Origin of the sequence: Vibrio sp. A8-1, from assembly GCF_013048685.1 — a bacterium.
In the GTDB taxonomy this organism is placed as follows: Bacteria; Pseudomonadota; Gammaproteobacteria; order Enterobacterales; family Vibrionaceae; genus Vibrio; species Vibrio metschnikovii.
Genome location: NZ_VHTC01000024.1, coordinates 36,800 through 55,089, shown reverse-complemented (window position 1 = coordinate 55,089; position 18,290 = coordinate 36,800). Strand labels below are relative to the sequence as shown.

The 18,290-nt window shown below is 44.7% G+C and carries 14 protein-coding genes and 1 pseudogene; 2 read left to right on the top strand and 13 right to left on the bottom strand.

The annotated features are described in order from the left end of the window. Window positions 1-125: 125 nt before the first annotated feature. The 3 genes and pseudogenes from FKN93_RS12940 to FKN93_RS12930 form a co-directional block, all read right to left on the bottom strand. Window positions 126-560: pseudogene (locus FKN93_RS12940) on the bottom strand (carbohydrate-binding protein); the annotation flags it as partial. Between the two features lie 384 nt (window positions 561-944). Further along, entirely contained in the window at window positions 945-2,132 is a 1,188-nt protein-coding gene (locus FKN93_RS12935; RefSeq protein ID WP_170905249.1) for an MFS transporter, read from the bottom strand. Next, window positions 2,129-3,112 carry an aldo/keto reductase gene (locus FKN93_RS12930; protein WP_158137958.1) on the bottom strand — a complete coding sequence of 328 codons (984 nt, stop codon included), beginning with the start codon at window positions 3,110-3,112 and terminating at the stop codon, window positions 2,129-2,131. Before FKN93_RS12930 ends, FKN93_RS12935 begins: the two co-directional genes overlap by 4 nt. Before the next feature lie 61 nt (window positions 3,113-3,173). Here FKN93_RS12930 and FKN93_RS12925 point away from each other — a divergent pair, with 61 nt between their 5' ends. Beyond that, window positions 3,174-4,115: a LysR family transcriptional regulator gene (locus FKN93_RS12925; protein ID WP_170905248.1), complete on the top strand. Its 942-nt coding sequence runs from the start codon at window positions 3,174-3,176 to the stop codon at window positions 4,113-4,115. A gap of 71 nt (window positions 4,116-4,186) precedes the next feature. On the opposite strand, the gene guaA is transcribed toward FKN93_RS12925, so the two are convergent. Together guaA and guaB are read right to left on the bottom strand one after the other, a co-directional pair. Next, complete coding sequence (gene guaA / locus FKN93_RS12920; RefSeq protein ID WP_004395834.1) at window positions 4,187-5,740, bottom strand: glutamine-hydrolyzing GMP synthase; 1,554 nt, start codon at window positions 5,738-5,740, stop codon at window positions 4,187-4,189. Between the two features lie 91 nt (window positions 5,741-5,831). Beyond that, window positions 5,832-7,295 carry an IMP dehydrogenase gene (guaB, locus tag FKN93_RS12915; protein ID WP_170905247.1) on the bottom strand — a complete coding sequence of 488 codons (1,464 nt, stop codon included), beginning with the start codon at window positions 7,293-7,295 and terminating at the stop codon, window positions 5,832-5,834. A gap of 208 nt (window positions 7,296-7,503) precedes the next feature. Between guaB and xseA the strand changes: the two genes are divergently transcribed. Next, window positions 7,504-8,835: an exodeoxyribonuclease VII large subunit gene (xseA, locus tag FKN93_RS12910; RefSeq protein WP_158137955.1), complete on the top strand. Its 1,332-nt coding sequence runs from the start codon at window positions 7,504-7,506 to the stop codon at window positions 8,833-8,835. A gap of 25 nt (window positions 8,836-8,860) precedes the next feature. On the opposite strand, the gene FKN93_RS12905 is transcribed toward xseA, so the two are convergent. The 8 genes from FKN93_RS12905 to FKN93_RS12870 form a co-directional block, all read right to left on the bottom strand. Beyond that, the gene (locus tag FKN93_RS12905; RefSeq protein ID WP_158137954.1) at window positions 8,861-9,082 is read right to left on the bottom strand and encodes a zinc ribbon domain-containing protein; all 222 of its coding nucleotides are present in this window, start codon (window positions 9,080-9,082) and stop codon (window positions 8,861-8,863) included. Window positions 9,083-9,755: 673 nt separating this feature from the next. Continuing rightward, window positions 9,756-11,246 carry a ribosome biogenesis GTPase Der gene (gene der, locus FKN93_RS12900; RefSeq protein WP_158137952.1) on the bottom strand — a complete coding sequence of 497 codons (1,491 nt, stop codon included), beginning with the start codon at window positions 11,244-11,246 and terminating at the stop codon, window positions 9,756-9,758. 171 nt (window positions 11,247-11,417) lie between these two features. Further along, window positions 11,418-12,578 (bottom strand): outer membrane protein assembly factor BamB, encoded by a 1,161-nt coding sequence (gene bamB / locus FKN93_RS12895; RefSeq protein WP_158137950.1) that lies wholly within the window; start codon window positions 12,576-12,578, stop codon window positions 11,418-11,420. Between the two features lie 12 nt (window positions 12,579-12,590). Continuing rightward, window positions 12,591-13,205 (bottom strand): tetratricopeptide repeat protein, encoded by a 615-nt coding sequence (locus FKN93_RS12890; RefSeq protein ID WP_004395839.1) that lies wholly within the window; start codon window positions 13,203-13,205, stop codon window positions 12,591-12,593. Window positions 13,206-13,244: 39 nt separating this feature from the next. Further along, window positions 13,245-14,513, bottom strand: a complete 1,269-nt coding sequence (gene hisS / locus FKN93_RS12885; RefSeq protein ID WP_170905246.1) for a histidine--tRNA ligase — start codon at window positions 14,511-14,513, stop codon at window positions 13,245-13,247. Window positions 14,514-14,537: 24 nt separating this feature from the next. Beyond that, window positions 14,538-15,662 carry a flavodoxin-dependent (E)-4-hydroxy-3-methylbut-2-enyl-diphosphate synthase gene (gene ispG, locus FKN93_RS12880; RefSeq protein ID WP_170905245.1) on the bottom strand — a complete coding sequence of 375 codons (1,125 nt, stop codon included), beginning with the start codon at window positions 15,660-15,662 and terminating at the stop codon, window positions 14,538-14,540. Between the two features lie 8 nt (window positions 15,663-15,670). After that, on the bottom strand, window positions 15,671-16,582 hold the full coding sequence (locus tag FKN93_RS12875) for a RodZ domain-containing protein (protein ID WP_170905244.1): 912 nt from the start codon (window positions 16,580-16,582) through the stop codon (window positions 15,671-15,673). 560 nt (window positions 16,583-17,142) lie between these two features. Then, window positions 17,143-18,264 (bottom strand): bifunctional tRNA (adenosine(37)-C2)-methyltransferase TrmG/ribosomal RNA large subunit methyltransferase RlmN, encoded by a 1,122-nt coding sequence (locus tag FKN93_RS12870; protein ID WP_004395843.1) that lies wholly within the window; start codon window positions 18,262-18,264, stop codon window positions 17,143-17,145. Window positions 18,265-18,290 lie beyond the last annotated feature (26 nt).

Below are 18,290 nucleotides of genomic sequence, written 5' to 3'. Positions count from 1 at the left end.
TTTGCCATTTGCTTCCTTCAGATTTCACCTCACGATGAACACCCTTGCATAGGCTAACGGTTCCCGCTCGACTGAGCCCGTAGAGGACTTTCACCTCCTAGATCAACGCCATGCTCGGCGCACAAATGTGCAAAAGCCGTGATCACCGACTTTTTACAAATAGCATCGGCATCACGTCCATCATCATAATCACCACAAAAGGCGGGGAACTTGCCGATGGCTCTTAAAAATCGGGTATAGGTGTATTCAGGTGCGGCCATATGAGTGAGGAAATTCCACTCATGTTCAGGAAAAACCCTTTCCACCCGTTTTACATTGTCTGGATTACTCACCAACCCCGGCTCAATACTGTCGACTAAACTATTAGGTGCTGTTCGTAAAGCCTGTGACCAAATCGCATACATAGGATCCGCCGCTTTTTGCTGTTCAATGGCTTGTAACTCCACGCGAGATACCACGTATCCGGAGCTGTCGAGAGGATCGACTTGAATCGTCATTGCATAGCTTGGGAGTGCACAAATAAGACTCACCCAACAGGCCGTTTTATTGAGTATGAACATGAAAAAAATACCTCTTATTGATAAACGCCACTTTAGGATAGAGGCCATTCATCTGCTTTTAAGCAAAAACAAACGATGATAAGACGGTTTTGCGAGGCATTAGCGATCATCCTACACCTATGTTGCATGGTGACATTTTTCTTGGAAGCACCACGACAAATGTGGCCCAATAAAAAACCTCAGGCAGAACCTGAGGTTTGATAAACAGTAAACTCAAAAAACCAATACTGGGAAATCATTCCCACTCGAATATCAATGAGCAGAAAATAAATCTATATAACAGCTAGTTAGAAAGGAGACTATTAACGATACCATCATCTGTACCATGCGCAGAATTTTTTTGATTTTTTGCTGATCGTCGACGTATTTTATAACATTCCAAACTTATACCATAGTAGCTTGTTCCGTAGCCCCTTTACGACTACCAACCATCAAAGCAAGACTTAGCAGCGTAATTAATGAAGCAGATAAATAAAGCGTACTAATATTCCAATGGTCTAAAATTCCTGCTCCTAATACGGCCCCCATACCAAGAGCGCCATTGAAAATAGCAGCATAAATAGCTGAAGCTGGTAATGCATCGTCTTTAGCTAATCGGATGATCCATGTTTGAAGACCAACGAATAGTATCGCAACACCAAGGCCCCATCCGGAGACGATCAGTAGTGTAATTATTTTACTGTTAACAGTCGGAAGACTAATTAACATCAAACACAACGAAATAAGTAGAAGCCCTGTGCTAAGGACTCTCTTTAAGTAGTTGTCTATATACATTCCACACATGAAGTTACCAACTATACCAGCAACACCAAATGTCAACAGACAGATAGAGATCCAACTGTTTGGCAGGGCAATCACTGAAGAAAGTAACACCTCAATATAAGTAAATGCAGCAAAGTGTGAAACGATACCACAAACCGCAATGAGGTAGACGATTCTCAACTTCGAATTTCGAAACACAGAGAAGAGTTGACCCCTTCCCAAACGCGGTGTACCTGATACATGCGGAAGGCTTAGAGCCAGAGTTAATGCCGTAACAACAGATAATATTGCTAAAAGTAAAAATGATGATCGCCAGCCAGCATCAGAGCTTATCCAATTAATCAGTGGGACACCTAAAACACTCGCGGTTGAAACGCCGCCGAAAATAATGGCAGTGGCTTTCCCCACGCTACTTTCTGAGACCAGCTGTGCGCCCAAAGTGCCAATCATTGCCCAGAAAGCACCATGAGCAAGAGCACCGACAAGCCTGGCAGCTAGCAATACGCTAAAACTATGACTGACAGCTGCCACACCATTAGACAGCCCCAATAATAGCATCAGTCCGACTAACAATGGTCGACGGGGTAAATGGCTAATCATCATGACTGAAATTAAAGCGGCAGCGGCACCAAGCCATGCATACAAAGTAACCACTAACCCTGTAGAACTAGCACTCTGCTGCATATCCTGTGCAATCGAAGACAACATACCTATTGGTGCTAACTCAGTAGCAACAACCGTAAATGACGCAATACCAAGCATAAAAACAGCGACCCAGCTGCGCCAATTTGTGTGGTTTAACGGGCTCAAGCGTTCACTCCTTTCATACCTTCAGTTGTATAACGCTCCCCTGCGGGCTGAAATTCTCGCACTGCTGATTCAATGCGGGCCAAATCGGCTGCCGTTAATACGACATCAGGAGCTCCCAAATTATCAATCAAATGCTTCATTTTCTTTGTACCCGGAATAGGTACGATGTCAGGTCCCTGTGCTAATAACCATGCCAATGCAATTTGTGCCGAAGAGCATGACTTACTACTGGCCATGCTAGCAACCACCTCTGTTAGCGGCCGATTTGCTCTTAGGTTATCAGGCGTGAATCTCGGTAATGATTGTCTTGCATCTTCAGGAGTAAAGTCACTGTCAGGCGTAATATTCCCTGTCAAAAAACCACGCCCTAATGGAGAATAAGGAACAAAACCAATACCTAATTCTCTACAAGTTGGCAAAACATCTTGCTCCACATCACGGGTCCACAGTGAATACTCGGTCTGCACGGCACTAATTGGATGAACAGCATGCGCTTTTCTCAGTGTACTTGCGCTGACCTCAGATAAGCCAATATTTGCAACTTTCCCCTCCTTAACCAATTGAGACAACGTAAAAACGGTTGTTTCTATAGGCACATTAGGATCTAATCGATGGATATAGTATAAGTCGATGCATTCAACACCTAAGCGGCGTAGTGAACTCTCGCAAGCACGACGAATATAATCTGGACTATTATCAATTACTCGTTGGTACTCCCCAGGACGACGCACAATTCCACACTTAGTCGCAACTTTAATTTCAGCACGGCTTTCTTTCAAAAACTCCCCAAGTAGCTGCTCGTTATGATAATGGCCATAAGTATCTGCGGTATCTAAAAAAGTGCAGCCAAGATCAATAGCTTTATGGAGTACCGACTTGGATTCGGCGTCATTTCTGGGCCCATAAAATTCACTCATGCCCATACAGCCTAACCCTATCTCGGAGACTTCAAGACTTTGACCTAATACACGTTTCTTCATAATTAATATCCCTTGGTTTACGTTGAGATATTCATTATGCTTTCCGAAAGTGGAGATTTATATGCACACAAACTGCAATCAGTTTTCCGAAAATGGAAACAAGAACACCCCCCCGTCTTTGAATTGGGATGATGCCAGGATATTTCTCGCCATCGCTAGAGAAGGCACATTAAGTCGCGCAGCAAAACGATTAAATTTGGGGATTGCCACCACTTCTCGACGTTTAGAACGTCTGGAGTCTGCTCTACAGACTCGCTTATTTACGCGTGATCAACAGGGCTATACATTAACCGATGAAGGCAGAGATCTGATTTCACCGGCTGAAGCCCTAGAGCAAGCTGGCTTTGCTTTTGGAGATGCTACGTATCGTAATAATGATGAAGTGATGGGTCATGTACGCCTGGCAACAGCGCAAGGATTGGCCGATTATCTAATTATTCCAGCCATGCCAAAACTTATTGCGGCTCATCCAAATTTAACCATGGAGATAGTCACGGGCGTGTCCACAGTTAACCTACACCGACGCGATGCTGACATTGCCTTGCGTATGGTAAGACCGGAACGGGGTAATGTGAGTATCCGCCGACTAGGCACACTAGGGTTTGGGCTTTACGCCTCACAAGACTACGTAAACAATAGAAAGCGCTCAGACACCACTAGCTTATCTTTCGAACATGATGATTTCATAGGGTGGTCTGAAATGCAGCAAAATTTGCCAGCAGCACAATGGTTAACAAAAATGTTAAGAGGAAAACCTTGTCGCTTAATCACAACCAGTCTGTCAGCACAAATGAGCGCTGTAGAAGCAGGAATTGGAATGGCTATACTCCCTCATTTTATTTCTAAGAAAAAAAACTTGGTTTGTGTCCAAGGTGATGTGGGTTGTGATCAGCCTATTTGGTTGGCTATTCACTCAGATTTGGCACACTCACGTAGAGTTAGGGCTGTTGTCGATTTCCTAGATATGCTTATCTCTGAAAACCAACTATCATTATCCCTATAAAAAAATGCCAGTCAGTAATACTGACTGGCATTTTTATTTTATAAGGACTTGGTTAGTTTTTACAACTAAGCCTATTCCCACTCAATAGTCGCGGGTGGCTTACCGGAGATGTCATACACCACGCGAGAAATACCACTCACTTCATTGATAATACGGTTGGAAACCTTACCCAAAAATTCATAAGGTAAGTGAGCCCAATGGGCAGTCATGAAATCGATCGTTTCTACTGCGCGTAGTGACACAACCCAGTCGTATTTACGGCCATCACCCATTACACCAACAGAGCGTACTGGTAAGAAAACGGTAAACGCTTGCGATACTTTATTGTACAAATCCGCATTGTGCAGCTCTTCAATAAAGATAGCGTCAGCACGACGTAGCAAATCGCAATACTCTTTCTTCACTTCACCGAGGACTCGCACACCAAGACCTGGACCTGGGAATGGGTGGCGGTATAGCATGTCGTAAGGTAGACCTAACTCAAGACCAATTTTACGTACTTCGTCTTTAAACAGTTCACGTAATGGTTCCACTAAGCCCATTTCCATATCATCCGGTAAACCACCGACGTTATGGTGTGATTTAATCACATGCGCTTTACCAGTCTTAGAGGCGGCTGACTCAATCACATCCGGATAAATCGTGCCTTGCGCTAACCATTTAGCGTTTTTCAATTTCTTGGCTTGCTCATCAAAAACATCAACAAACACATGTCCGATCGTCTTACGCTTTTCTTCTGGATCGGCTTTGCCTTCTAAGGCGGCGAGGAAACGCTCTTCAGCATCGACTTTGATGATGTTTAGGCCAAATTTATTGCCAAACATATCCATCACTTGCTGACCTTCGTTCAAGCGCAGTAAGCCATTATCGACAAACACACAAGTCAGACGTTCACCAATCGCGCGGTGTACCAGCATAGCGACAACCGATGAGTCAACGCCACCAGATAAGCCAAGGATCACTTCATCATCACCGACTTGCTCTTTAATCCGAGCAATCGCATCTTCAATGATCGATTCAGACGTCCATAAACGTTCACAACCACAAATATCGAGTACGAAATTCTCGAGCATTTTGAGGCCATGTTTGGTGTGCGTCACTTCTGGATGGAACTGAACTCCGTAGTATTTTTTCTCTTCATTGGCCATGGCTGCGTATGGGCAGGTCTCGGTTTCACCAATTTTTACGAAGTCGGCTGGAATTTCCACCACTTTATCACCGTGGCTCATCCACACATCTTGAATCGCTTCAAGATCGTTAAATAACGCCGATTGACCAGAAACCGTAACTTGCGCATAGCCAAACTCGCGCTCGGTAGAGGTAGCTACGCGGCCACCCAACTGCTCAGCCATCGTTTGCATGCCATAGCACACACCGAATACCGGCACGCCTGAGTCAAATACATATTGAGGCGCGCGTGGCGAATTAAGCTCAGTTACGCTTTCAGGACCACCAGACAGAATAATGCCGTCTGGGTTAAATTCGCGAATGTCCGCTTCTTCGACATCCCAGCTCCACAACTCACAGTAAACACCAATTTCACGTACACGGCGTGCAACTAATTGAGTGTATTGTGAACCAAAGTCTAAAATAAGGATTCGTTGATCATGAATGTTCTTGGTCATAGTTAAGCAGTCTTATCAGCTAAATTAAGAAACGGAGGCGAGTCTACTCGCCTCTCAGAATGGCATCAAGGAAAAAAGCAAACGTTTACGTTTAGCTCATTCGATAGTTAGGTGCTTCTTTAGAAATTTGTACGTCATGGACATGAGACTCTTTCATGCCAGCTCCAGAGATACGAACAAATTGTGCTTGAGTACGCAAGGTTTCAATATCTGGTGAGCCAGTTAAGCCCATGCATGAACGTAACCCGCCCATCTGCTGATGAACAATCTCTTTTAATAGACCTTTGTAAGCGATACGACCTTCAATACCCTCAGGGACTAATTTGTCTGCCGCATTATCGGTTTGGAAATAACGATCAGAAGAGCCTTTTGACATCGCACCTAAAGAACCCATGCCACGATAAGCTTTGTAAGAACGGCCTTGATAGAGGATAACCTCTCCTGGGGCTTCTTCGGTGCCAGCAAACATTGAACCCACCATGACACAAGATGCGCCTGCAGCAATCGCTTTAGAAATATCGCCCGAGAAGCGAATACCACCATCAGCAATCACAGGAATGCCATATTGATTAGCGACTTCTGCAGCATCAGCAATGGCGGTGACTTGCGGAACACCCACACCAGTGACGATACGCGTAGTACAGATAGAACCTGGGCCAATACCAACTTTAACGGCACTAACACCCGCTTCAATCAGTGCTCGGGCACCTTCGGCGGTCGCCACGTTGCCACCAATAATACCAAGATCAGGGTAAGCGGCGCGTGTTTCACGAATCCGTTGCAATACGCCTTCTGAATGGCCATGAGACGAGTCAATCAGCAGTACATCAACACCGGCTTCAACTAAGGCTTTAACGCGCTCTTCATTTCCCGGAGCAGCGCCAACGGCAGCGCCGACTCGTAGACGTCCTTGAGAATCTTTGCATGCATGAGGTTTACTTTCTGCTTTGTGGAAATCTTTGGCGGTGATCATGCCTTTTAATTGAAACTCATCATTAACCACCAGAATTTTCTCAACGCGCGCTTTATGCATCCGCTCTTGAACTTCTTGGCCTGAAGCACCCTCTTTCACCGTCGCCAGACGATCTTTCGGAGTCATCACATCAGAGACTAACTTAGTTAAATCGGTTACAAAGCGCACGTCACGCCCAGTAATGATCCCAACCAGTTCGTTGTTCTCAGAGACAACAGGGAAGCCGGCAAAACCGTGTTTCTCGGTCAATGCCATGACATCAGCAATCGTTGCTTGAGGACGAACGGTGACAGGATGAGTAACCACGCCGGCTTCAAAGATTTTTACTTGGTGAACTTGTTCCGCTTGCTGTTCTATCGACATATTTTTATGGATAAAACCAAGGCCACCTTCTTGTGCAAGTGCGATTGCTAGGCGAGCTTCTGTTACTGTATCCATAGACGCAGAAATCATAGGGATGTTGAGCGTAATGTTTTTGGTAAGTCGAGTGCGAAGATCGGCTGTATTGGGGAGGACAGTAGAGTGTGCAGGGACGAGGAGAACATCGTCGAAGGTCAGAGCTTCTTTAGCAATTCTTAGCATTTGCAATATCTCACAACGTGAAGGTTAAGAGTAATAAATCGCTTTATCGTTTCGCATAATAAAGAGATTTAGATTTGATATTGCGGACGGATTATACGCCCAGAGCAATCGCTTGACCACTCATTTTTTAATTTTTTATTTGCAATTACCCCCTTGATATGTATTATATTGCCGCTAATTTCCATACTTATGTCTGGCCAAATTAGCGGTGCCCTCCTTGACTAATCCAAATATCTACACGGTTTCTCGTCTTAATGCTGAAGTCAGATTGTTACTTGAAAATGAAATGGGCATCGTCTGGCTGATCGGTGAGATCTCTAACTTCTCTGCGCCCGTATCCGGTCATTGGTACTTGACCCTGAAAGACAGTCGCGCTCAAGTCAAATGCGCGATGTTCAAAGGTAATAACCGTTCCGTTTCTTTTAAGCCCCAAAATGGCCAACAAGTGTTAGTCAAAGCTAGGCTCTCTTTGTATGAGCCTCGTGGTGATTATCAAATTATCATTGAAAGTATGCAGCCTGAAGGCGACGGACGGCTACAACAAGAGTTTGAACAACTCAAAATGCAACTGGCCGCAGAAGGGTTATTTGCGCAATCACTCAAAAAACCACTTCCCGAACACCCGCGCTGTGTGGGCGTGATCACCTCAAAAACCGGAGCTGCTCTGCACGATATTTTGCAGGTGCTGAAACGCCGCGATCCAAGTCTGCCAATCATTATTTACCCGACCATCGTCCAAGGCAATGAAGCGGCGATAAGTATCGCTCAAGCGATTGGTTGTGCGAATTCTCGCGCAGAATGTGATGTGTTGATCGTCGGCCGCGGCGGCGGTTCACTGGAAGATCTCTGGTGTTTTAACCATGAAATTGTGGCGAGAACGATAGCGGCAAGTCAAATCCCGATCATCAGTGCAGTCGGCCATGAAGTGGATGTCACTATTGCTGATTTTGTTGCCGATATGCGCGCGCCAACGCCGTCTGCTGCAGCTGAACTGGTAAGTCGAGACAATAGCAATAAAAAACAGTCATTTAATCAAAAACAACACCAACTCACCAATAGCATTCGCTATTACTTTGCCCAGCAAAAAAATCAGTTACAACAGTTGCAACACCGATTGGATAAACAACACCCAGCTCACCGTTTGCAGCGACAGCGTCAACAATTGGATGAACTCACCTTACAATTGACACAAGCGATGCAACGGCGTTTGATGTTATTAGCCAAAGGCGTCAGCCAACAGCAGTATCGCTTACAGCTTCGCTCTCCAGAAAAACAACTCAGTGCACAAAAGCATCAGTTGATGATGAGCCAACATCAGTTGCGTAAAGCAATGGAGCGTCAATTACTCGACGCACAGCATCGTTATGCCCGCTTAGTGGATAAACTCAATACCGTCAGTCCACTCGCCACCCTCTCTCGTGGCTACTCAATTACCCAAAATGAACGCGGTGAAGTGATCCACAGTAAAGACCAAGTCCAAACTGGTGAAGTGATTGTTACCCGCTTAGCACAGGGTGACATTCGTTCTACTGTTAATTAATCACCATCAACAACCAGCGAGCTTGTTACTTTAGCTTTGCGAATTCAATCTGAACACGTGATTTAGACTTAAGTTCGTTGCACGAATGACAAAAATAATTCGCCGCACCACAAGCCTGAAGCTTTTCTAACTCTGCGCTACAATCTGGGCAGTGAGCTATTTTTGTATAATTTACATCACACGACGCACAGTAATAACGACCATTCCAGACCAATTCATGCGAGCATTGTGGACAACATGTTTCCATTGCAGGTTTCCTTACTGATAACGATTACTTTACCAAGACGCTACATCACCGGCAGAGCCGAAGCCGTCGATTAATCCAACACGATACTCCGACTGGTTGACAAAAAAGGTCAACAAAGGCGGCACACATCACTGCGGCTTCAAGTAGAAAAAGGGATGGCCTAGAACAGTATAAGGCAAAAAGACACCGAGCCCCTCTTCTTCAAATCGCAAGGCCCTAGCGATCATACCGCCAAGTACTCGATAGAACAAATGGGCCATTGGTGATTTCAGCCGATCTGTCTATTTACATAAAATCACGTGAATCGTTCCACTTGCTGTGCTTTGGGATCTATCATGGATCTTTTGCTTTATCTACCTTGATCAGCGATCTACCGTAAAAAGAACATTTATATCACCACACACCGAAAGCATAAGTTACATATTCTGCATTTGGATTTTAAACAGATTAAAAATCTAAATTAAAATTCATAAACCTAAATTCACAATATTTAATAAAATGATCATTATCACTAATTCTTCCTTATAAGATCCTATTTTAAGCATAGTATAACGCCATACTCAAAGAGGAAGCGTTAACTCATCCATCAAAAACCGACAAAATACAATGACGAAAAGGGATAAAAAAAGCCCAAGCTAACAGCTTGGGCTTTTTATAATATATCGACCTAGGTCTATTTTCGACGATCTTTCACCATGGTCATTAAACGCTTACGTTTACGTTCTTGAGATAACGTCAACTTGCTCACTTTGTTCTCAAATGGGTTTTCACTACTTTGGAACTGAATACGAATTGGCGTACCCATGATTTCTAATGATTTACGGTAATAGTTCATTAGATAGCGTTTATAGGAATGGGGCAGTTCATTAACCTGGTTACCATGAATAACAATGATCGGTGGGTTATAACCACCTGCGTGAGCGTACTTCAGTTTAACGCGTCGACCACGAATCAGTGGTGGCTGGTGATCATCGGTTGCCATTTTCATGATACGAGTTAATACCGAGGTTCCCACTCGTGTCGTGGCAGAACGATACGCTTCTTGTACCGACTCAAAAAGGTGACCAACTCCGGTACCATGCAGCGCCGAGATAAAGTGAATACGAGCAAAATCAACAAATCCTAAGCGGCGATCCAACTCTTTTTTCACACGCTCTTTGATATCATTGCTCAAGCCATCCCATTTGTTGATCGCAATGACCACCGAACGTCCAGCATTTAAAGTAAAACCGAGTAGGCTTAAATCTTGATCAGAGATATTTTCACGAGCATCGATCACTAATAGCACAACGTTAGCATCTTCTATCGCTTTAAGCGTTTTAACAACAGAAAATTTTTCTACCGTTTCATTGATACTTTTACGACGACGCACACCCGCGGTATCGATCAAGACATACTCACGATCGTCACGCTGCATTGGAATATAAATCGAGTCACGTGTGGTGCCGGGCATATCATAAACCACAACCCGTTCTTCACCTAAAATACGGTTAGTGAGCGTTGATTTACCTACATTAGGTCGACCGATAATGGCCAGTTTAATCGGTTGATCTTGTAACCTTTTAAATTCTGCTTCCGCTTCTTCTTCAGTGTATTCCAACTGCTCGGGCTCATCAGTATCAACAAACTCCGTCAGATCTTCTAGATTCTGTAGATCTTCGTTCATCTGCTCTGCGAGCGGATTCAACGCGCGATCGATAAGAACAGCAACGCCTCGACCATGGGCTGCGGCAATTTGGTACATCTGCGATCCCATCCCGAGCTGCCAAAATTCAGCGCAAGCCGCATCAGCATCAATACCATCGACTTTATTCACAACCAAAATCGCGTTTTTCTCAATACGACGCAAATGCTGAGCAATGGCTTCATCGGCAGAAGTTAACCCAGCACGACCATCAACCATGAACAAGACGACGTCCGCTTCGTCGATCGCCGCCAATGATTGCTGAGCCATTTTAGTTTCAACGCCTTCTTCTGTGCCATCAATACCACCGGTATCAATCACGATGAATTCGTTTTCACCTAATTTTGCTTGGCCATATTTTCTGTCGCGGGTTAAACCGGGGAAGTCCGCTACCAGTGCATCTCGTGTACGGGTGAGTCGGTTAAATAGCGTCGATTTACCTACATTTGGACGCCCAACAAGAGCAACAACAGGTATCATAACAACCTCAATAATAATTCTTTCTTATGTAATTATACTCAAATGATTTTGCTACTCGGTACAAAAGTTTAGTATGACAAACACATTTGGGTATACAAACTCAAGGTTTATTGCAGCAAAACGGCCCCTAGCTGTATACAGCCAGGAGCCGAATGTGAATTATATCACGATTTATTGAGTGATAGTCAGTTTCTTTATTTTACCATCTCGCGAGACAATCAAGTAGCCATCGTCAAGTGCAAGGGGACCGACTGCAAAACCGCTTTTACTGACGAATTGCTGAGCCACAAATTCGCCGCTATTGCGATCCAACCAGTGAAGGTATCCCTCACTATCACCAACAACTAGGTAACCATCAATCAATTTAGGCGCCGTTAACAGTCGGTGCTGTAGCTGATTATTCTGCCATAGTTCCGTCCCGCTACGTGCATCAACGGCAACGACATGATCTTTATCAGTAACTAAAAACAGACGGCGGCCATCGCTGACCATATCCGTCGTTGACGAATAATTGCGTTTCCATACCGCACTACCTGAACGCAAATCAATTGAAATTAACTGCCCATTAAAACCGATGGCGTACAAGTTAGCTCCAATGATCAATGGCGCAGCATCAACATCAACTAAGCGATCAATTTCGGTTGCGCCTTGCGGTTGACCTATCGGCTGTTGCCAAATTAATTGACCACGTTCAATAATTGCGGCGGCAAGACGACCGTTAGAGGTTCCCCAAAAAACACCACCAGAAGCGGTAACAGGCCGACTATCACCACGTAGGGTTAAGCTGGGTACTTCGGTACTGATGGTCCATTTTTGAGCGCCATTAGTACTGTCTAACGCAAGCAATATGCCTCGACTGGTATTCACAATCACTAAGTTACTGTCTGTGGCAACCGAAGCCAGTACTTCACCGGCTACATCGACACGCCAATTCAGCTCGCCCGTTTCGGCATCTAAAGCCAGGACTTGACCGTTTTCACTGCCGATAAACAGCTGATTGTAAGCGGCAACAATGCCCCCAGATAAACGCGCTGGCATATCTTGTCTTACATTAACACGCCATAATGTTTTCCCGTCATTGGGATCAAGGGCTTTGACTTCGCCATCACGACTAGCAACAAACACTTTACCATAAGCGTATTCAGGAGTCAGATTAGAGAAAAAATGACCGACTCCCCGACCAACCGAGTTACTCCAAATGGGTTGCGGTGTAAACTCACTACTCACACTAGGTAGCGGAGCCATAATGATATTTTCTTCTTCCCCAGCACATCCGCCTAACAAACCGATTACGGCCGCAGACAAAAGCACTTTGTTGAATATTTTTTTCATCAACAGATGCCCTTATCTGGCTAGATCATCGAGTTTCAGCTGTAATGTTTGGCTAGCATTACTCGATTGTTGAGCTTGTGAATAGGCTGCATAAGCCGCGTCTTTATCTCCTTTACGGAGTGCAATATCACCACGTAATTCAGCAACACGTGCAGCCCAACTTGCCTCAGTAATCGTTGTTAATTCAGCCAGCGCGGCATCAAATTGCTGCTGCTCAGCCTGCAAACGTGCAATACGAAATGCAATGACTGGGGTTAATGCTGCGTCTTTCGTCGACTTCTTAGCCCATTCAAGTTGCGCTAACGCCTCATCTAACTGCCCGGCATCGGCTTGTGCTTTAGCAAGCTGCATCGCCGCTAAAACAGCGTATTCTGATTTCTGATGATTATCGATAAAATGCTGTAAATCTGACTCAGCTTGCGCCCCTTTAGCTGAAAAGTTAGCGATAGCTTTGCTATACGTTTCAGACGTTGTTTCTTGACCCGTCGTAGTTGAATGCTGGTAATAACGCCATCCAAACAAACCGCCAAGACCAAGTACCGCACCAAGGAGAACGGCTTTACCATTCTCTTTCCACCAATCTTTTATCGCTTCAACTTGTTGTTCTTCGGTATCGTAGAGTTCCACTTCCTGTCCTCTTAAATAAGAAATCTCAAAAACATGCGTTTAAACGAGATGAGCCAATTGGCTAGCAATATCAGTTTGAGATAACGTGGTTTGCTGACCACCAAGTAAATCTTTTAGTACTACCGTCTTTTCAGCGATCTCGTTTTCACCAAGTACCAGAGCGACCGCAGCACCAACTTTATCTGCACGTTTAAATTGTTTTTTGAAGTTACCACCACCACAGTGGTTCATCACACGTAAACCCGGAACTTGCTCACGCAGTTGCTCAGCGAGTTTCATTCCAGCCATGGTGGTACCTTCACCCGCCGTGACAATATAAACGTCTACGCTACGCCGCACCTCTGTATTACCTAAGGTTTCCATCATCAATACCAGACGCTCAAGTCCCATCGCAAAACCAACTGCCGGAGTCGCTTTCCCTCCGAGCTGTTCAACTAAACCATCATAGCGGCCACCGCCACACACAGTGCCCTGAGAGCCTAAGCTTTCTGTTATCCATTCAAAAACCGTTCGATTGTAATAATCTAATCCACGCACTAAACGTTGATTAACGGTGTATTCGATACCTGCCGCGTCAAGAAGTTCACACAAACCGCTAAAATGTTGTTTCGATTCGGCATCTAAGTAATCAGCCAATTCGGGCGCATCGCCAAGTATCGCTTGAACGTCTGGATTTTTACTGTCAAGTACACGCAATGGATTGGTATACATGCGGCGTTTACAATCTTCATCCAATACGTCTTGATGTTGTTCTAAATACTCAATCAACGCGCTGCGATAATCCGCGCGAGCCGCTAATGAACCAATCGAATTCAGCTCTAGTCGCACATGCTCAGCAATACCAAGTTCACGCCATAGACGTGCTGTCATCATGATAAGCTCGGCATCAACATCTGGGCCATCGATACCAAATACTTCAACGCCACATTGGTGGAACTGACGATAGCGACCTTTCTGAGGACGCTCATGACGGAACATTGGTCCGATATACCATAAACGCTGCTCTTGGTTATACAGCAGGCCATGTTCAATTCCTGCACGAACGCAACCGGCTGTTCCTTCAGGACGAAGGCTTAAGCTATCGCCATTACGGTCAGCAAAGGTGTACATCTCTTTTTCAACCACATCGGTCACTTCACCAATAGCGCGGCTAAAAAGTGGCGTCATTTCCACGATGGGCATACGCACTTCGCTATAGCCATAGGCACTAACGACATTTTTAACTGCGTTCTCCACTTTTTGCCAAATTGGAGATTGAGTCGGGAGGCAGTCGTTCATGCCTCGAATTGCTTGAATAGTCTTTGCCAAAATATTTACCGTAATATCGTGAGGTTAATCTTGCTCGATTTGCTGAATAGCAATACGATTTCTCGTGTCTAACTGAGCTGCTTTTGAACGGATTCTAGCTTCGAGCTGAGCAACGAGATCGTCATTATCAAAGCGCTCTTTCTGACGAACACCATCTTCATAGAAGGCACTTTTTTTATTACTGCCAGCCAATCCTAAGTGGGAGACTTCTGCCTCACCAGGGCCGTTGACGACACAACCAATGATCGAGACATCCATTGGGGTTAACACATCTTCCAAACGCTGCTCAAGTGCGTTAACCGTACTGATCACATCAAATTCCTGACGAGAACAACTTGGACAAGCGATAAAGTTGATCCCACGAGAGCGAATGCGCAGTGATTTCAGAATATCAAAACCGACTTTAATCTCTTCAACAGGATCGGCCGCTAAAGAAATCCGTAGCGTATCACCGATACCTTCAGCCAACAGCATCCCTAAACCAACTGCCGATTTAACTGAACCAGCTCGGGCACCACCCGCTTCGGTGATCCCTAAATGAAGAGGTTGATCGATTTGTTTAGCCAATAACCGATAGGAATCTACTGCTAGAAAAACATCCGAAGCTTTAACACTGACTTTGAACTGATCGAAGTTTAGCCTGTCGAGAATATCGACATGGCGCATCGCAGATTCAACCAGAGCTTCAGGTGTCGGTTCACCATATTTAAGCTGAAGGTCTTTTTCTAATGAACCACCATTAACGCCGATTCGAATCGGAATGCCTTTATCACGGGCGCAATCGACTACCGAGCGGATCCGAGCTTCATTACCGATATTACCAGGGTTAATCCGTAAACAATCAACACCATACTCGGCCACTTTTAAAGCGATTCGATAGTCAAAATGAATATCTGCCACTAAAGGAATCGAGACCTGTTGCTTAATTAACTTAAATGCTTCGGCAGCATCCATAGTAGGAACCGAGACACGGACAATATCGGCCCCGACTTTCTCCAACGCTTTTATTTGAGCGACGGTCGCAGCCACATCTGTGGTTCTGGTGTTAGTCATGGATTGTACGGCGATAGGCGCGCCATCGCCAATAGGTACGTTACCCACATAAATACGTGTAGAGGGGCGACGCTTAATAGGAGACTTGTGTTGCATAATTTCGTCTAAGGTAAGGTGAATCTAGCTACTCTGCCTGAAGTATACCCAGAAAGGTCGACAGGTTCACTCGCAAATGTGACAGAAACACCTTCTGGTGCTCCAAGAATGACACTAATCGGGGTTTCACCACGCACATTGATTGATTGACCGGCTTTTTTAACGCCGGTAGACAGCGTTTTGCCAGTGGCATCTTTAACTTGAATCCAACAATCAGCGCTAAAAGTCATGCTGAGCAAATTACTCTCGTCAGCGTTGACCGGCGTATTTTCGGTGGTAGCTGGTGTGATGGATGGCTCCGCTTCTAAGATAGGCTCAACCCGACTATCGTTGACGGGGGACTCTTCCTCTTCTGCTTGCTCAACCGCTGATACCTCATTACCAACAGTCAGGTCACTCACCGTCGGTAGCTGATCCAAAATAGGGTCGGCCAACGCAGACTGCGGATTGGTTTGCTCAGTAATCAATGAACTGAGCTCACTCGATGAAGTGAGATTATTGTGTTGGTTATTCTGCCACCACCACAGTGATGACATACCAATAATCACCAATACAATAACCCAAGTGATCAACATGATACGACTATCGTGCTGATCACGTTTCGTTTTTTTAGAAAAGCTTTGCATCTTCTGCTCTTGAGGCTCAATCACATAGTGCAACTCATAAGCTTCGACGACTTCAGCAGCCGAGAGTCCGACGGCTTTAGCATAAGAACGCAGATAACCACGAGTAAAGGTTGCCACCAAATCAGAATCAAATTGGTTATCTTCAATGTTACGAATAATCGCCACCCGCAACCGTAAGCGATCAGCCACTTGCTTTTGACTCAATCCTAAAGCTTCTCGTTTGAGCTTAAGCAGTGTGCCGGGTTGTTGAACGTTCGGCGTTTCTTCAACGATGGTCTCTTGTTGTGTATTCATCCGCGCTATCAATCTCTTTTATTCGTGTTCGAGCCGAAGCCTACGCTGTTATTTTTGTCTCTATTCATTAGTCGCGTTTAGGTTCTCAGGGCTCCAACAGGGAAAATGGTTTCATCCAATTCACTTAAGTTTCGATAATACTAACTTCCAGACTAATTTTGCTTATACAGCGAGGAAATTGCATTATCACTCATCAAGTAAGTTGGATATCACGTTTGTTCGATTCGACCGCTACATCGAATGGGCTCTAATTAAATCATTCTAATGGATCTTAGGCGGTAAACAACATTGATTTGAAAAAGAAATTACAGCTAGGTCAAGATTTTTCGTTAAATTGACATAAAAAAGCCATAATTTGCCACTGTGAGCTAAGAATCCTACTATGCATCAAAACACCTTACGCAGCCTGTTTCAGTTAATAGCATGATTCTATCAAGGTGCTCGATGACCGATAAAAACTGAGCATCTATTGGCTTATAAACTCAAAATGTAATTCGACTTGTTTAGCCGTTTTCTCTTAACAATAACGCCAGCGAAAAGGCTGGCGTTATTAAAAAGGTTTATAAGGTTTTTACGGGAATAATCTGCTCAGGCTGCTGCTTTAATTTCGTCCGTTTGGTTCTGTCTATTACATCACCAACTAACTGACCGCAGGCAGCGTCAATATCATCACCACGCGTTTTACGTATTGTCACAGTATGCTCATATTGCATTAAGGTTTTCTGAAAACGATCAATGCGTGAATTACTGGGTTTTTTATACGGTGAACCTGGATAAGGATTAAACGGGATCAGGTTAATTTTACAAGGCGTCCCTTTCATCAACTGAGCCAGTTCATGCGCATGTTCAGTGCCATCATTCACATGATCCAACAAAACATATTCGACGGTTACTTTACCGCGATTGGCGTTAGAAGAGGCAATATAGCGGCGCACTGAAGCAAGAAAATCTTGAATATCCCAGCGATCATTAATCGGCATAATTTCGCTGCGTAGTTTATCGTTAGGTGCATGAAGTGAAATCGCTAAAGCAACGTCAATTTGCCCGGTCATTTGATCTAAACCAGAAACGACACCTGAAGTAGAGACCGTCACACGACGTTTCGACAAACCAAAACCGAGGTCATCAAGCATAAGTTCTAACGCAGGAATGAGGTTTTTCATATTGAGCAACGGCTCACCCATGCCCATCATTACCACATTGGTGATCGGACGGCGGCCTGTTTCTTTTTCCAAACCAATTTCACGTGCTGCACGCCAAACCTGACCAATAATTTCCGAAACGCGTAAATTACGGTTAAACCCTTGCTGAGCGGTTGAACAAAACTTACATTCCAGCGCACAACCAACTTGTGAAGAGACACACAATGTGGCGCGATCTTCCTCGGGAATATAGACGGTTTCGACATCTTGATCTCCGACTCGCATTGCCCATTTAATCGTGCCATCACTGGAGTATTGAGCATCGGAAACGTAAGGCGCTCGAATCTCACAGTGAGTCTGTAATTTCTCACGCAGGTTTTTGTTAATGTTGGTCATTTTTTCGAAGTCATCACAACCGAAGTGATAAATCCACTTCATGATTTGATCAGCTCGAAACGCTTTTTCACCCAATTCTTCTGCGAAATAAGTACGTAAGCCTTTGCGATCAAAATCGAGCAGATTGACTTTTTCAGTGGTCATGTGGCCTCTCCAAGATGGAACTAGAA

Coding starts and splice junctions, on each gene's coding strand:
- FKN93_RS12905 (WP_158137954.1), bottom strand. CDS start 9,082: ATGGAAACATGTTGTCCACAATGCTCGCATGAATTGGTCTGGAATGGT.
- FKN93_RS12875 (WP_170905244.1), bottom strand. CDS start 16,582: ATGAATACACAACAAGAGACCATCGTTGAAGAAACGCCGAACGTTCAA.
- FKN93_RS12930 (WP_158137958.1), bottom strand. CDS start 3,112: ATGAAGAAACGTGTATTAGGTCAAAGTCTTGAAGTCTCCGAGATAGGG.
- FKN93_RS12870 (WP_004395843.1), bottom strand. CDS start 18,264: ATGACCACTGAAAAAGTCAATCTGCTCGATTTTGATCGCAAAGGCTTA.
- FKN93_RS12925 (WP_170905248.1), top strand. CDS start 3,174: ATGCACACAAACTGCAATCAGTTTTCCGAAAATGGAAACAAGAACACC.
- guaB (WP_170905247.1), bottom strand. CDS start 7,295: ATGCTAAGAATTGCTAAAGAAGCTCTGACCTTCGACGATGTTCTCCTC.
- der (WP_158137952.1), bottom strand. CDS start 11,246: ATGATACCTGTTGTTGCTCTTGTTGGGCGTCCAAATGTAGGTAAATCG.
- ispG (WP_170905245.1), bottom strand. CDS start 15,662: ATGCAACACAAGTCTCCTATTAAGCGTCGCCCCTCTACACGTATTTAT.
- guaA (WP_004395834.1), bottom strand. CDS start 5,740: ATGACCAAGAACATTCATGATCAACGAATCCTTATTTTAGACTTTGGT.
- bamB (WP_158137950.1), bottom strand. CDS start 12,578: ATGAAAAAAATATTCAACAAAGTGCTTTTGTCTGCGGCCGTAATCGGT.